At 40.7% G+C, this 14,662-nt stretch carries 14 protein-coding genes; 2 read left to right on the plus strand and 12 right to left on the minus strand.

Features of this window, described 5'->3' with window-relative positions:
- Positions 1-7: 7 nt before the first annotated feature.
- The 3 genes from yajC to queA all read right to left on the minus strand — a co-directional run bounded on the left by yajC (position 8) and on the right by queA (position 2,733).
- Positions 8-343: a preprotein translocase subunit YajC gene (gene yajC / locus PSPO_RS11375; protein WP_010561899.1), complete on the minus strand. Its 336-nt coding sequence runs from the start codon at positions 341-343 to the stop codon at positions 8-10.
- Between the two features lie 22 nt (positions 344-365).
- A complete protein-coding gene (tgt, locus tag PSPO_RS11380) occupies positions 366-1,493 on the minus strand; it encodes a tRNA guanosine(34) transglycosylase Tgt (protein ID WP_010561900.1) in 1,128 nt (375 codons plus the stop codon).
- 202 nt (positions 1,494-1,695) lie between these two features.
- Positions 1,696-2,733, minus strand: coding sequence for a tRNA preQ1(34) S-adenosylmethionine ribosyltransferase-isomerase QueA (queA, locus tag PSPO_RS11385; RefSeq protein WP_010561901.1), 1,038 nt, complete (start codon positions 2,731-2,733; stop codon positions 1,696-1,698).
- 253 nt (positions 2,734-2,986) lie between these two features.
- Here queA and PSPO_RS11390 point away from each other — a divergent pair, with 253 nt between their 5' ends.
- Both PSPO_RS11390 and PSPO_RS11395 read left to right on the plus strand, forming a co-directional pair.
- Positions 2,987-5,485: an EAL domain-containing protein gene (locus PSPO_RS11390; protein ID WP_010561902.1), complete on the plus strand. Its 2,499-nt coding sequence runs from the start codon at positions 2,987-2,989 to the stop codon at positions 5,483-5,485.
- 128 nt (positions 5,486-5,613) lie between these two features.
- Positions 5,614-5,820: a hypothetical protein gene (locus PSPO_RS11395; RefSeq protein WP_010561903.1), complete on the plus strand. Its 207-nt coding sequence runs from the start codon at positions 5,614-5,616 to the stop codon at positions 5,818-5,820.
- 49 nt (positions 5,821-5,869) lie between these two features.
- On the opposite strand, the gene PSPO_RS11400 is transcribed toward PSPO_RS11395, so the two are convergent.
- From PSPO_RS11400 to pstA, 9 genes are all read right to left on the minus strand, one after another.
- Positions 5,870-6,748 (minus strand): hypothetical protein, encoded by an 879-nt coding sequence (locus tag PSPO_RS11400; RefSeq protein WP_010561904.1) that lies wholly within the window; start codon positions 6,746-6,748, stop codon positions 5,870-5,872.
- Positions 6,749-6,750: 2 nt separating this feature from the next.
- On the minus strand, positions 6,751-7,368 hold the full coding sequence (locus PSPO_RS11405; protein WP_010561905.1) for a hypothetical protein: 618 nt from the start codon (positions 7,366-7,368) through the stop codon (positions 6,751-6,753).
- Positions 7,361-7,909 (minus strand): RNA polymerase sigma factor, encoded by a 549-nt coding sequence (locus tag PSPO_RS11410; RefSeq protein ID WP_010561906.1) that lies wholly within the window; start codon positions 7,907-7,909, stop codon positions 7,361-7,363. Before PSPO_RS11410 ends, PSPO_RS11405 begins: the two co-directional genes overlap by 8 nt.
- Before the next feature lie 78 nt (positions 7,910-7,987).
- Positions 7,988-8,896 (minus strand): hydrogen peroxide-inducible genes activator, encoded by a 909-nt coding sequence (locus PSPO_RS11415; RefSeq protein ID WP_010561907.1) that lies wholly within the window; start codon positions 8,894-8,896, stop codon positions 7,988-7,990.
- 318 nt (positions 8,897-9,214) lie between these two features.
- Positions 9,215-10,489 carry an inorganic phosphate transporter gene (locus PSPO_RS11420; RefSeq protein WP_010561908.1) on the minus strand — a complete coding sequence of 425 codons (1,275 nt, stop codon included), beginning with the start codon at positions 10,487-10,489 and terminating at the stop codon, positions 9,215-9,217.
- Positions 10,490-10,525: 36 nt separating this feature from the next.
- Positions 10,526-11,203 carry a TIGR00153 family protein gene (locus PSPO_RS11425; RefSeq protein WP_010561909.1) on the minus strand — a complete coding sequence of 226 codons (678 nt, stop codon included), beginning with the start codon at positions 11,201-11,203 and terminating at the stop codon, positions 10,526-10,528.
- A 218-nt stretch (positions 11,204-11,421) separates the two neighbouring features.
- Positions 11,422-12,132, minus strand: coding sequence for a phosphate signaling complex protein PhoU (phoU, locus tag PSPO_RS11430; protein ID WP_010561910.1), 711 nt, complete (start codon positions 12,130-12,132; stop codon positions 11,422-11,424).
- Positions 12,133-12,143: 11 nt separating this feature from the next.
- Positions 12,144-12,971 carry a phosphate ABC transporter ATP-binding protein PstB gene (gene pstB / locus PSPO_RS11435; protein WP_010561911.1) on the minus strand — a complete coding sequence of 276 codons (828 nt, stop codon included), beginning with the start codon at positions 12,969-12,971 and terminating at the stop codon, positions 12,144-12,146.
- A 39-nt stretch (positions 12,972-13,010) separates the two neighbouring features.
- Positions 13,011-14,660 carry a phosphate ABC transporter permease PstA gene (gene pstA, locus PSPO_RS11440; protein ID WP_010561912.1) on the minus strand — a complete coding sequence of 550 codons (1,650 nt, stop codon included), beginning with the start codon at positions 14,658-14,660 and terminating at the stop codon, positions 13,011-13,013.
- Between the last annotated feature and the right edge of the window lie 2 nt (positions 14,661-14,662).

Raw genomic sequence — 14,662 nt, forward strand, 5'->3', positions numbered from 1 at the left:
CCTTTGATTAAAGTGCTTTCATTGTGCCTTTAGGAAGCACAGCTGAAATTGAACCTTTTTGCACTGTTACGTTAGCTTGATCGTTAAGCGCAACAACAACAAAATCTTTGTCGTCAGATACTTTCACGATTTTACCTACTAAGCCACCAGCAGTAAGTACTTCATCACCTTTCGCCAATGCTGACATTAGGCTCTTGTGCTCTTTAACACGCTTAGCTTGTGGACGGTAAATTAGGAAATAAAATACCAAACCAAAAATACCTAGCATGATTAGCATTTCCATGCCGCTTCCAACAGGTGGAGCATCCGCACTTGCATGCGCACTTGAGATAAATAAACTCATGGTTAATTCCTCTTAAATTTTATTAGTCTTCAATTTGTTTTAATTCAGGTACCGGCATACCGCGACGCGCATAGAAGTCTGCAACAAACTCTTCTAGTTTGTTCTCAGCAATGGCATTGCGAAGCCCTTCCATAACGCGTTGGTAATAACGTAAGTTGTGGATCGTGTTTAAACGAGCCCCTAAAATTTCATTACACTTATCTAAGTGGTGTAAATAAGCGCGTGAGAAGTTCTCGCAAGTATGGCAATCACATTCTGGATCAAGTGGGCCTGTATCCGTTTTATGCACTGCGTTACGGATTTTAATTACGCCACCGGTAATAAATAAGTGGCCGTTACGCGCGTTACGTGTTGGCATTACACAGTCAAACATATCAATACCACGACGAACCGCTTCAACTAAATCTTCCGGCTTGCCTACGCCCATTAGGTAACGCGGCTTATCTTCTGGCATTTTGTAAGCACAGTGGTCAAGAATGTTAATCATGTCTTCTTTTGGTTCACCTACTGATAAACCACCAAGTGCATAACCATCAAAACCGATTTCTTCTAAACCTTTTTGCGAAATTTCACGCAGTTCAGGGTACATACCCCCCTGAATAATACCGAATAATGCTGATGGGTTATCACCGTGACCTTCTTTCGAGCGTTTTGCCCAACGCAGCGATAGTTCCATCGAGTCACGCGCTTCTTTTTCTGTTGCAGGATACGGTGTACATTCGTCAAAAATCATCACAATATCTGAACCCAAGTCGCGCTGAACTTGCATTGCTTTTTCTGGCGATAGCATGATTTTCTCGCCGTTTACCGGTGAACGGAACATTACGCCTTCTTCCGAAATTTTACGCATTTCACCTAAGCTGAATACTTGGAAACCGCCTGAGTCGGTAAGAATTGGTTTATCCCAACCCATAAAATCATGTAAATCACCGTGTTGTTTGATGATTTCAGTACCTGGGCGAAGCATTAAGTGAAAGGTATTACCTAGGCAAATTTCTGCACCTGTGCCTTTTAACTCTTCAGGAGTCATACCTTTAACGGTACCGTAAGTACCTACAGGCATAAATGCTGGTGTTTCTACAACACCACGTTCAAAAATCAAACGGCCGCGACGCGCTTTGCCATCTGTATTATCTAATTCAAATTTCATAAAAACCTCAAATGCCGGAAAAACAGTCCAACTTTTACTCAACTTCATCAATTGAGCGTAAAATAATCGGTCGATTTTACCTGCTTTGACAGCACAATACTATGGATATAGGGATGAGATAACAGAAATAAAAGTGGAAAGTGAGATTTACGTGTAAAGCGATGTAACAGAGTTACATCGCATCGTGTTTTTAAGTGGTGTACTAAATATCTTTTTTGGTTAAGAACATTGCATCACCGTATGAGAAAAAGCGGTATTTTTCTTCAATTGCAGTGTTATAGGCGTTCATAATATTCTCTTGTCCAGCAAAGGCACTCACAAGCATTATTAGTGTCGATTCAGGAAGGTGAAAGTTAGTGATCATCGCGTCTACCACCTGAAATTCGTATCCAGGAAAGATGAAAATATCCGTATCACCATAAAACGGTGCAAGCTCACCTTCTGATTTCATTGCAGCCGACTCTAATGAGCGCATTGACGTTGTGCCCACAGCAACAACACGACCACCGCGTTCACGACATGCTTTAATTTGTGCAACCACTTGCTCTGGCACTTCAATGTACTCAGAATGCATATGGTGATCTTCAATTTTATCAACGCGAACTGGCTGGAACGTACCCGCCCCTACATGCAGCGTTACAAAACCTAAATCAACGCCCTTGTCTTTTAACTTTGCTAATAACGCATCGTCAAAATGAAGACCTGCTGTTGGCGCTGCTACTGCGCCCGGTTTTTCACCGTAAACAGTTTGATAGCGATTACGGTCTTTTTCATTATCAGGGCGGTCAATATATGGCGGCAGAGGCATATGACCAATACGGTCTAAAATATCAAGTACGCCCTCTTCACCTTCGAACTTCAGCTCAAATAATTCACCTTGGCGACCTTGCATTACCGCAGTTGCCGTTTCTTCTAAAATAAGCTCGTTACCAACTTTAGGTGATTTATTTGCGCGTACGTGTGCAAGTACCGTGTGTTTATCAACTACACGCTCAACGAGCACCTCAACCTTACCGCCCGATGCTTTTTGACCAAACATACGCGCAGGAATTACTTTAGTATTATTAAAGATAATCAGGTCGTTTGGATTTATAAAATCTAATACATCAGCAAACGTATGGTGTGTGATTTCGCCACTATTACCTGCTAACTTTAATAAGCGACTTGCTGTGCGATCTTCCATTGGAAATCGAGCAATTAATTCATCGGGTAATTCAAAGTTAAAATCAGCAACACGCATTTGTCTGTCTCACTTGGTTATTAGTACTCAGGGCATACTTGGTTAAAGTCGCGCCGATTCTAGTGTTAGTGATGATTTAAATCAAGGAAAACAGGCCGCGCAAAATATAACCTACTGAATGTTAAAGTTTAAGAATCAACGGGTGAGTAAAATACCAAATTTACTTGAGTTAACTATCTAAACTAGGTATCTTTTGGCATTTGAAAATCAAACTTACCAAGGAGTGGTGAACTGATTTAGAGGTGCAGTTTAAATGCCGAATAAGCTTAAGTTGCTGGTAGTGACACCAGACATTAAGCTATCAACTCAGCTAGTTGATGCATTAAAAAATGTCGATGTATTTGATATTGAGCTAAAGGGTAATAGTTTAGAGGCACTCGATTTACTGAAGAAGCACTCTTTCAACCTGATAATCACCGATCTTGCTATTGGCGAAATTGATGGTTGGCGCTTTTCACGCATGGTGCGCTCAGGCTTGCTGGCAACTGCAAAAAATACACCTATCGTATTGATACCTCCTACCTATTGTGAACGCATTGCTGAAACAACCGCTCGCGCGTATGGTATTGATGCCATTTTACAGCACGACAAATTAAACAAACTACCGCATTTACTCGCTAATATTTTATCTGAGCACACAGATAAAAGCAGCCGGTTACCGCTATTACTGGTTGAATCTAACGAACAACGCGCTGCACAAATTCGCCATGATTTAGAACTTGGTTTTGCCATCAACACAACCGATAACTGCGCCGATGCGCAAACCTTAATCCAGCAATATAACTACGCCATCGTCCTTGTTGATGCTACCCATGGCAGCTTTGAGCGCGTAAATAACTTTTTGCAGCAATTACGTATACACAAACCGAACCAAGCTGTTGTAACCATTATTGATAGCCAAGATGCTGATTTTGCGGAACAACTGCTGCTATTAGGTGTTACCGACTTTATTCGCTTGCCGTTTAATCACAACATTATTAATAAAGTATGTGAACAAGCTGCACGCCGTGAAGATTTTATGGTGAGTTATGATGAATTCGCTGAAAAAGTAGAACTGCTTAGTAAAAGCCAACAAGGTTATAAAGACTTATTCTCTGCCCACCAACGTATTTTAATGCACTTAAATACCTCGGTAATTGAAATTGACCAAGCCCATAATATTTGTTTTTTAAATCCCGCCTGGGAAGCCCTAACCGGTAATCGATTGCAATCTAGTCTAGGCAAACCGCTAGCCAGCTTTTTCCCTCAGCATGAGGCTGAAAAGCTCGAAAAACTCATTTCTGCAATTAATATGAAACCTGGCAGCAAAGACAAACTAGAACTACAAATAAACCATAAACTTGGTCACCAAATTTGGATTGAGTGCAAGTTGCAATCAATAAAAGAGCGCCAAGCTAAAAGTAATATCACGCTAAGTATCGATAATATTGATGAACGAAAACAAGCTGAATTTAGCCTACAACATTTAGCCCATCACGATACATTGACTAATTTGCACAACCGCTATTTCTTTGACCAACAGCTCAACCTATTTTGCCAAAACGTATCAAACAGCCAACAACACGCACTGCTGTATATCGATCTAGACCACTTCAAAATTATTAATGACTCGCAAGGCCACCAACAAGGCGACAAAGTACTGCAAAAAGTTGCAGAATTATTCGAGCAATGTGTGTCTGGCGATGCCTTGGTATGTCGTTTAGGTGGCGATGAGTTTGCCATTATTTTAGAAAATACCGATTTACTCGATGCCCATATGATTGGTGAGAGCTTATGTCAAACTATTGAGAATCAGAGCTTTCGCTTTGGTGAACAAAGCTATTCGATTAGCTGCTCAATCGGTTTAACGCAAATTGATAATAAAAACTGCGATGCCAGCGAATGTTTAAAGCAAGCGGATATTGCGCTCTACGTTGCTAAAAGCCGTGGCCGCAATATCGTTCATTGTTATTCAGATTCAGATGCAAAAAGTAAGCAATTACTATCGGGAATAACATGGGCACACAGTGTAAAAGAAGCGCTTAAAGCGCAAAGCCTTACCATGCACTTTCAGCCAATATGGTGCTACAAAGAGCAAAAAGTAAGTTATTATGAAGCGCTTGTTCGTTTAATTGTAAATGATGAAATTATTTATCCGAACCAGTTTATTCCGTCATTAGAGCTGGTGACTGATATCGATTTACTCGACCAAAATGTGATAGAAAAAACTATCGCGTTATTAGGTGAATACCCTGAATTAAACAAAGTCGCCATCAACCTTTCTGCACAAGCCTTTAATAACGCCAACCTGTTAAACACCATAGCGCAAAGTTTAAAGCTGCATAATGTAAGCCCAGATAGACTCACCTTCGAAATTACAGAGTCAGCGAGTATTAGCAATCTTGTCGCGACCACGGCGATGATCACCCAGCTGCAAAAAATTGGCTGTCAGTTCTCGATTGATGATTTTGGAACGGGCTTTAGCACCTTTAGCTACCTAAAACAATTGCCTGCGAATCAAGTAAAAATTGACGGTTCATTTGTCAAAGATATGACCCAAGATAACATTGATAAAGCGCTGGTTAACGCCATTAAAGACATCAGTCATTCACTCGGTAAAACCTGTGTTGCCGAATACGTGGAAGACCAAGAAACCTTTGAATTGCTTAAAGAAATTGGTGTTGACTACGCACAAGGTTACTTTATTGGTAAACCGATGCCGGCGATTGAAATTAAAAAGCTAAAAAACACTTCTGAAAACTCAATCGCTTAACAATTTTTACAAATCAAATTAACAAAACAATAGGAATTCGCCCAAAGATTAAGCTAAACTGGTTTTATATGGATATATAGAAAAATCATTTCATTTGAGAGTGATTTTGCATAAAAACGGGAGGGACGATGGCTCTGTTTATTATTTTACTGCTAATTGCGAATGTCCTGATTTGCTACTTTTGTTACTTTAAAGCCAGTGAAAAAGGCTACCCTAAAGCAATTTTTGCTGGGTTAGGTGCGATTCCTTATTTTAACCTTGTAGTGTTAGTGTATTTACTATTTTTACCTAACGTAAAAGCTGAAAGCTTATTAAATTCTAAAGCCGCTAGTTAAGCGGCTTTTTTGTTTTTTCTTACTGTGAATTGATTGCATTCAGTTAAAATTAAAACGTATAACTTTGCGCACTTGCAAGTAGTTTTTCCGCATCAATATCACCCACAACACACTGATTAATCTTAGCTTTGCTATAAACAAAAACAAGATCTTCTTTATTACCCGTCGCGTTATCAATAATAAAGTTAACATAGTGATTTTTACTTAAGCTTTTAAGTCCAGCACCGTAATCACACAAAGTTTGCGCCAGAGTTTGGCTTGCAACACGAATATTTTGCTTTCTAGTTTCAGCAACTTTTTTGTGCTTTTCTTTGGTCGTCGATTTTATTTTATCTTGCGCATCGTCACGCTTGTCACGTACCTGCTCTTTTTCTTTTTCAAGTTTGGCTATCTTTGCTTCGAGCTTTTCAATTTCCTTTTTAACCGACTTTTCTTCTTTATCTTTCAGTGCATGTCTGCGCTCTAAATCTAAATCTCGACGAGCACGCTCTACTTCACGTAACTGAAATTCGATTTCACGCTCTTGCTGGGCAAACTCACGGATTTTTTCAGAAGACTCTCGCAGTGCCTCCATCGCTACATGATACGCTTCGTTAGCAGCTTCAATGCGCATCTCTTCTGCACGGATCATTACGTCCTCATCATGAAACTCGATATCAGGTTCGAGAAAAAAACGTTTCCAGCTTCCGAAGCCACCAGATAACCCCGATGCACTAATACTAAAAACATAACCTTGGTCTGCAAGATAAGCTCCATTAATTTGGCGCACCTTAATACCCGGCTCCGCGTTAAGTGATGCCTTTAAGATATTATTCATAATGGTGATTTCTTTTTGGCTTTTAGCGACCATATTGCTTGCTGGTGTATTGGCAGCAACATGACCAGAAAGTAATGCGAGTGAAATCAATAAGCTTGCTTTCGTTTTCATGATTAATTCTCCCATGAGTGGTTTTTGGCAATTGATGACTGTGGTTGTTGCTCAACCTGTTGTGCCAATTCGTTTAATTGCAGGCGAATCAGCGCCTGATCTTGTTGACGGACTCGGTTTAAATCGGCAACCAAGGCGCCAATATCTTCTTTGCGCTCCACACGCCCCTGCTCTATGGCCTCTTTAACCAATGCATAAGTCGCCTGTGCGGTATTTGTCTGCTGCTCAGCCAAAAGGGTTTGCAGCTGCTCATAAGTGACTGTTGGAGCTTGCTTTTGTTGCTCTGCAAAATTAATCGCAAAGCCACTATCTGAAACGCTTACTTCGGCACGCATAATAACCAGCGAGGACATTAGAACTGAGCAGGCTAAAGCTGCTGGTGCAAACCAAGCAGCAAAACGATTACTCTTTGCACCACCGCTCGTTTTCTCAAACCAAGTGGCTTCTCGATTCCACTGCGGAACAGGCGTTTCTTGATACTTTGCCGAAAGCGACTGCCAAGTCTCACTGTTTTCGAGCATTTCTGCATAAACAGCATCTTGTTCAAGCAATTGACGCTCACTTGGTGTAAGTTCACCTGTTTCCAGCCATTTTTCAAAAATACTTTCTAAGTTAGCCATTTAACACCTCCAGTTCTTGGCGCAATTTGGACAGCGCTGTATACAACCGCGACTTTACCGTATTGGTTGATACATCAAGTTGCTGCGCTATTTGCTCAAACGTAAAGTGTTGAAAAAACTTTAATTCCACCACTTCCTTTTGTGTCCAAGGTAAGCCATTTAATAACTGTAAAACTTGCTTATTTTGCTGCGCCATAAACAACATCAAATCAGCAGATTCTGGTTCTTGCATATCCGCTATCAGCATTTCTTGCTTTTCTTCATCGAGTACCTTTTTAGCGCGATAAAACTCCACACAACGGCGATTGGTAATTGCGATTGCCCACGTTTTAAAACTCGACTCAAAACGGTAGTTATCGAGCGAACGATAAATACTCATAAAGCTTTCTTGCATGATTTCGAGTGCGTCGTCTGGGTTACTCACCATACGCAAGCAAGTGTGATAAATCGGCTTTTCGTATTGTTTTACTAAATTAAGCCATGCGCGTTTATCACCTTGTTGCGCTTTTTTGATTAACCCTTTTTCACTTTGAAAGAACACATATTCCCCAAGAGTTTTGTTTCTCTGCTTATATAGTCGAGCGAGTGCAAAAAATAGTTTTAAAAGTTTAAAATTATTTTATCGTGCACATTTTTCAGTAAAGAATGGCTTTAATTTATCGCACAGCAAGCGGAAGTCGCGTATGCGACCTGAGGTCTTGCGCCATAAAATACCAATATCACGATAAGCGGTATCTTGCGCAGCGCTAAACACCATAGGTTTATGAGATAAAATGCCCGCATTAATTGCCATTTGCGGTAGAAAAGTCACACCAAGTTGACGCTCAACCATACTTAGTAAGGTATGCAAACTTGCAGCTTCAAAGGGATTTATACACTCACTTTTACTCAAATGACACGCACTCAGTGCATGATCGGTAAGGCAATGTTCGCGCTCTAGCAAAAACACCGATGACGGTGGCAACAAGTTAAAATCAACCACACCTTCTGCCGCTTGATAATCCTTGTGCCTTACAATATTAAATGGGTCTTGTGCCAAAATATGAGTATGAAACTTATTGGTATTATAAGGCAGTGCCAATAGCGCTACGTCAACTTGGCCTTTTTCTAATTTGTCCAATAAGTTATCGCTCGTATCTTCAATTAAAACCAGTTCGAGTTCAGGAAACTCTTTTGCGCATAAGTGGTATAAATCAGCCGCAATAAAGCTTGCAACCGTGGGGATAATACCTAGGGTTAAATGCCCTTGGAGTGGATTTAAAAAGCTTTTTGTAAGCTCTTTTACACTAATTGTGTCGTCGATTATTTTACGCGCTCGCTCAACCACTTCTTCACCAATTGAGGTAAACATAATACTGCGGTTTTCACGCTCAATTAGCTGACAACCCAGTGTTTCTTCAAGATTTTGAATTGCACTACTTAAGGTAGATTGACCAATAAAACAGGCTTCTGCAGCCCTGCCGAAATGCTGATGCTGATGTACTGCAAGCAAGTATTGCAGCTGCTTAATGCTAGGAAGGTTTTTCATCGTAATAACCGATTAATTTTCAAATTAATAACGATAAAAACAAATTAACAATGGAAAATCAATTATGTCACTGAGATTTAATCAATTAATTGCGAGTGCTAATAACTCTGTTAAATAAATGAGCAAATAGCGCCTAGTGAAATGAAACCAAACAAGATTTAATTTATCTTTTAATGCTATGTTACAACGGTAAAATTACAGCGCTGTAAGTGCGCTATGTGAACCGCTAACTTGATTAGCAAGCTGCTATATACAAATTTCAGACAAAAAAAGACCCCATTGCGTATCGCATATGGGGTCTTTTCAAGCTAAAAGTCTTTACACTTGAAGGCCAAAAATAGCCGCCAATACATAGTAGATAACAATAGCTAATACCGCGCCTACTGGCAAGGTAATAACCCAAGAAACAACGATATTTCTTACAACACCTAAATTAAGTGCCGCAATACCACGGGCCATACCAACACCTAGTACCGCACCTACTAACGTTTGTGTCGTTGAAATTGGTAAGCCTGTACCCGATGCAATAACAACCGTTGAAGCAGCCGCAAGCTCTGCAGCAAAACCACGACTTGGTGTTAAGTGCGTAATACCTTCACCAATGGTTTTAATTACTTTCTTACCAAGAATCGCAAGACCGATAACAATACCTAAACCACCTAGTGGTAAAATCCACCAAACGAGTGACGATTTCTTAACGATTTCACCGTTGTGCTCAACAATGCTCACTACCGCAGCAAGTGGACCAATCGCATTTGCTACATCGTTTGAGCCGTGTGCAAACGCCATACAACATGCAGTTACAATCATTAAGATAGCGAATACTTTCTCAACATTGTTAAATTGCATTTCTTTGTCAGCTGCAGGGTCCATTTTAAGACGAGCGATCAATACTTTACCTAACAGTGCAACTAAAACAGCAGCACCGATTGCGATGCCGTAACCCATTGCTGTACCAAGGTCTAAACCGATATGCTTTAAGCCTTTCTTGATTGTTACTAACGCCATAACAAATGCTGCAAGACCCATGTACATAGGCACAAAGCGCTTTGCATTGTTAAGTGGTGAGTCAGTATCAAAAATTAGTTTCTGTGCACTCATAAAGATAAGGTAAGCAATAAAGCCTGAAATAGCAGGTGTAACAATCCAACTACCTACGATACCCGCAACTTTACCCCATTGAATTGCTTCAGAGCCCACCGCAACCAATGCAAAACCAACAATTGCACCAATAATTGAATGCGTTGTTGATACAGGCCAACCTAAATATGACGCAACAAGTAACCATACACCAGCAGCTAATAGCGCTGAAATCATACCGATCACTAATGACTCTGGTATGGCAACAAATGCCGACGAGTCAATAATGCCTTTACGTATCGTTGATGTAACCTCACCACCGGCAAGATATGCACCAGCGAATTCAAAAATCATTGCGATAATAATCGCTTGCTTAATTGTTAGCGCTTTTGAGCCAACTGACGTACCCATTGCATTGGCAACGTCATTCGCACCAATACCATACGCCATGATAAATCCCACTACGGCAGCAATCATCACCAAAGTGGTGCCGTAATTTGCAATAATATCCATCAAGTAACCTTTAACTTAATTTTTATATTAATTTAATTAACGTGCTAGCATCAGTTCTAAACGTGAACCTACACGTTCAGCGATATCCGCTAAGTCACCTACCCACTCGAGAATTTTGTATAAGAACATTACATCGATTGGGTTTAATTCATTTTCGATTTCACGTAACTGACGACGCAAAGTGATTTGCATTTCATCGGTGTCACGCTCAATTGCGTCGAGCTCTTCTAGCATGTTTTCAACTAACGTCACCTCACGACCACGGAAACCCGTTTCTAATAGCTCATCAAGTTCATTGATAGCTTTAGAAGCTTGTTTTGTCGCGTCGATGCAGCGGTTTAGGTAAGTAATAAAATCAGCTTGGATTTGCTCAGGGATTTCCATTTCGCGGCCAAGTACACGACCAGCTATGTCCTTAGCCTTATTAGCAATTTTGTCTTGTTGAGTGATCAGTTCAAGAAGATCTGTACGCTCAACTGGCAGGAATAATCCACGAGGAAGTTGCAAACGAATGTCACGCTTAAGTACATCCGCTTTGCGTTCTAAATCGCGAATATTAATGCGGATCTCAGATGCTTGTTCCCACTCTTTATTAAACGCATGTTGAAAAAAAGTCGTTAACAAAGCACTGGCTTGATGAACAATTTTTATGTGCTCTTCAATTGGTTTGATAGGAGATTTCGCAAAAACCCCTAAAAATGCATTACTAGCCATAATTGACCCTTAAATTTTAAAAGCGCGCAAATTTTACAGGAATCAGCCAAGTGAGGAAAGGCTTTAACATACAAGTATTACAGTAAGTTGAAATTCCTTAACTTAGATTATCAAACAATTAAATTTACGCTAGTTAATAGACTAAAAAAGTTATGAACACCAAAGCAAAAAAGGGTAAAAGCGAAACCGCTTTTACCCTTTTAAAATAGTTACTTAACTTATTTACCAATAATATCTCGCTCGATATCGTCTTGCGAGGTATGACGAATGTCCTTGCCTTTTACAAAATAAATTACGTACTCAGCGATGTTCTGACAACGGTCACCGATGCGTTCTAATGAGCGTACTGACCACACTAAATCCATAACCTTTGGAATTGAGCGCGGATCTTCCATCATATACGTCATGATTTGACGTGTTAACGCTTCATATTCGCGGTCAACTTTGGCATCTTCTTTATGCACACGAAATGCCGCTTCGGCATCCATTCGGGCAAATGCATCTAGTACATCGTGCAGCATTTGCGACACGTGACGACCCATATTGTCGATATTGCCCAGCAAGCCTTGCTGATCTTTCGCTGTTGATTCAAGTGCTACTTTTGCAATACGACGCGCTTCATCACCAATGCGCTCCAAATCTGCAATGGTTTTTGCAATCGCCACAACTAAACGTAAGTCACTTGCTGCTGGCTGACGCTTTGCAATAATACGTGTACATTCTTCGTCAATGCTCACTTCCATTGCATTTACTTTGTAATCGCCGTGCTCAACTTTTTTTGCAAGCTCCGCATTACTGTCATTTACCGCATCAAGCGCAGAGTTTAATTGCTGCTCTACCAGTCCGCCCATAGCTAAAACATGGTTGCGAACGTTTTCAAGTTCTTGGTTAAAGTTACCTGAAATATGCTTTGAAATATTATGATCCATAACTTTAATCCTTACCCGTAACGACCTGTAATGTAATCTTCAGTTTTCTTTTTCTTCGGCGTGGTGAATAGCGTATTTGTATCAGAGTATTCAATTAGTTCACCCATATACATAAACGCAGTTTGGTCAGACACACGTGCCGCTTGTTGCATGTTATGCGTAACAATTACAACTGTGTACTTATTTTTTAAATCGTTGATTAGCTCTTCGATTACCAATGTTGAAATTGGATCTAGCGCCGATGTTGGTTCATCTAACAGCAGTACTTCAGGTTCAATTGCAATTGCACGCGCAATAACCAAACGCTGTTGCTGACCACCTGACAAACCAAATGCGCTGTCGTGCAGACGGTCTTTTACTTCGTCCCAAAGTGCGGCGCCACGTAATGACGATTCAACCACTTCGTCTAATTTACGTTTGTCTTTTACACCTTGTAAGCGTAGGCCATAAACCACATTCTCATAAATTGATTTAGGGAATGGGTTTGGACGCTGGAATACCATACCAACGTTACGGCGAAGCGCTGCAACATCTACACTTTTGTCATAAATATTCTGGTTATGTAGCAAGATTTGACCATCGATACGACACGTATCGACTAAGTCATTCATGCGGTTAATACAACGTAATAACGTTGACTTACCACAACCTGAAGGACCGATAAATGCAGTTACCTGACCCTTTGGAATTTTCATGCTGATATTGCTCAGCGCTTGTTTGTCACCGTAGTAAAGGTCTAAGTCTTTAATTTCAAGAGCAGTTTGTTCTGCCGATAAGTTTTCTAAATCAAGCTGTAAGCCAGTTGCAGATTGATTTATTTCTGGAGCAACAGTAATCATTTTTACTAAACCTATTAAACTTTTATCACCGCAGAACAATTAATGTTCTAACGACCTAAATTTTTCACGTAAGTGGTTACGAATACCAATTGCTGTGATATTCAGTGCCACAATTACCGCCACAAGTAAAAACGCTGTGGCATAAACTAGCGGGCGTGCCGCTTCAACATTCGGGCTTTGGAAACCAACATCATAGATGTGGAAACCTAAGTGCATAAATTTTCTATCTAAGTGTACAAACGGGAAGTTCATATCAACTGGCAGTGTTGGCGCCATTTTTACTACACCCACTAACATCAGTGGTGCTACTTCACCTGCTGCACGTGCAACCGCAAGAATTAAGCCTGTCATAATTGCAGGGCTTGCCATTGGTACAATAATACGCCAAATAGTTTCAGCTTTGGTGGCACCAAGTGCTAACGAACCTTGACGAACTGAACTTGGAATACGTGATAAACCCTCTTCCGTTGATACAATTACAACCGGTAAAGTTAAAATTGCTAATGTCAGTGCTGACCAAATTACACCTGGCGTACCAAACGTTGGGCCTGGTAATGCTTCAGGGTAGAATAATTGGTCAATGCTACCACCTAGCATGTAAACAAAGAAACCTAAGCCAAATACACCGTAAACAATCGATGGTACACCGGCAAGGTTGATTACCGCGATACGAATCATTTTAGTAATTGAATTTTTCGCTGCATATTCGTGTAAGTAAATCGCGGCGATTACACCAAACGGCGTTACGATTACCGCCATTAACATAACCATAAATACGGTACCGAAAATCGCAGGGAATACCCCGCCTTCGGTGTTCGCTTCACGTGGGTCATCGCTAACAAACTTACCGATTTGCTTGAAGTAATGACCTAATTTAGCCATTAAACCCATATCGTTTGGTAGTGTTACGTCTAGCACTTGGTAAAGTGGAATCGTTACTAACTCACCACGCATATCTTTTACAATAACTTGGTCACGCTTTGCCGCATCACGAAACTTAAATAGCTCTTTTTCAAGCACCAAGTATTGCTCACGATAGTCTTTACGCTGAGCCTCAAACTCCGCGACTTTTTCGTGTGTTAATTCGCCTTTAAGGTCGAGCGCTTTTTCTTTTAAACGCAAACGTTCTAGGTCGTAGTTAATATGACCAATGGGGCCGTTTTGCAAATCAAGTGCTGACTCATTAAGTTCAACTGCGCGCTCTACAAGTTGCTCTAGCTCAATTAACTTTTGCGCTTCAGCGACAACTTTACCGTCTTTGATCACACTTTCAATGTAACCGTAAAAGTTACCGTTTTTACTACGCTCAAATACCGCTAATTGGCTCGGGGTAGATTGCTCAATAATATCCGTTGCTAAAATCCAACGGAAATCTAGGTCTACGTATTCACGGTTACCAGTTTTAATCAGTAAACGCTCTACTTCTTCACCCGTAAAACCGTGTAAATCAACATTCGCCGCTTTTAAGCGCTCAACAGGCACCATTTCACGGTCGTAAATTTCACCGATAACGGTTTCTTTAACGTCGCCACGGTGCATTTCAAATTGCGTTACTTCTGACGGCCAAAAGAACCCTAAACCACGACCTGCAATCATTGCCAGTAGGCCAATAACCGAGATTAAGCTGATACTTACTGCACCACCTGTCATCCAGATCCAAGGTGAGCCAGATTTAAACCACTGCTTCATTT

The organism is Pseudoalteromonas spongiae UST010723-006 (genome assembly GCF_000238255.3).
Lineage (GTDB): Bacteria > Pseudomonadota > Gammaproteobacteria > Enterobacterales > Alteromonadaceae > Pseudoalteromonas > Pseudoalteromonas spongiae.

What these genes read in the sequence shown, in the direction of transcription:
- yajC (WP_010561899.1), bottom strand. Translation starts at nt 343, where the DNA reads ATGAGTTTATTTATCTCAAGTGCGCATGCAAGTGCGGATGCTCCACCT.
- tgt (WP_010561900.1), bottom strand. Translation starts at nt 1,493, where the DNA reads ATGAAATTTGAATTAGATAATACAGATGGCAAAGCGCGTCGCGGCCGT.
- queA (WP_010561901.1), bottom strand. Translation starts at nt 2,733, where the DNA reads ATGCGTGTTGCTGATTTTAACTTTGAATTACCCGATGAATTAATTGCT.
- PSPO_RS11390 (WP_010561902.1), top strand. Translation starts at nt 2,987, where the DNA reads ATGCCGAATAAGCTTAAGTTGCTGGTAGTGACACCAGACATTAAGCTA.
- PSPO_RS11395 (WP_010561903.1), top strand. Translation starts at nt 5,614, where the DNA reads ATGGCTCTGTTTATTATTTTACTGCTAATTGCGAATGTCCTGATTTGC.
- PSPO_RS11400 (WP_010561904.1), bottom strand. Translation starts at nt 6,748, where the DNA reads ATGAAAACGAAAGCAAGCTTATTGATTTCACTCGCATTACTTTCTGGT.
- PSPO_RS11405 (WP_010561905.1), bottom strand. Translation starts at nt 7,368, where the DNA reads ATGGCTAACTTAGAAAGTATTTTTGAAAAATGGCTGGAAACAGGTGAA.
- PSPO_RS11415 (WP_010561907.1), bottom strand. Translation starts at nt 8,896, where the DNA reads ATGAAAAACCTTCCTAGCATTAAGCAGCTGCAATACTTGCTTGCAGTA.
- PSPO_RS11420 (WP_010561908.1), bottom strand. Translation starts at nt 10,489, where the DNA reads ATGGATATTATTGCAAATTACGGCACCACTTTGGTGATGATTGCTGCC.
- PSPO_RS11425 (WP_010561909.1), bottom strand. Translation starts at nt 11,203, where the DNA reads ATGGCTAGTAATGCATTTTTAGGGGTTTTTGCGAAATCTCCTATCAAA.
- phoU (WP_010561910.1), bottom strand. Translation starts at nt 12,132, where the DNA reads ATGGATCATAATATTTCAAAGCATATTTCAGGTAACTTTAACCAAGAA.
- pstB (WP_010561911.1), bottom strand. Translation starts at nt 12,971, where the DNA reads ATGATTACTGTTGCTCCAGAAATAAATCAATCTGCAACTGGCTTACAG.
- pstA (WP_010561912.1), bottom strand. Translation starts at nt 14,660, where the DNA reads ATGAAGCAGTGGTTTAAATCTGGCTCACCTTGGATCTGGATGACAGGT.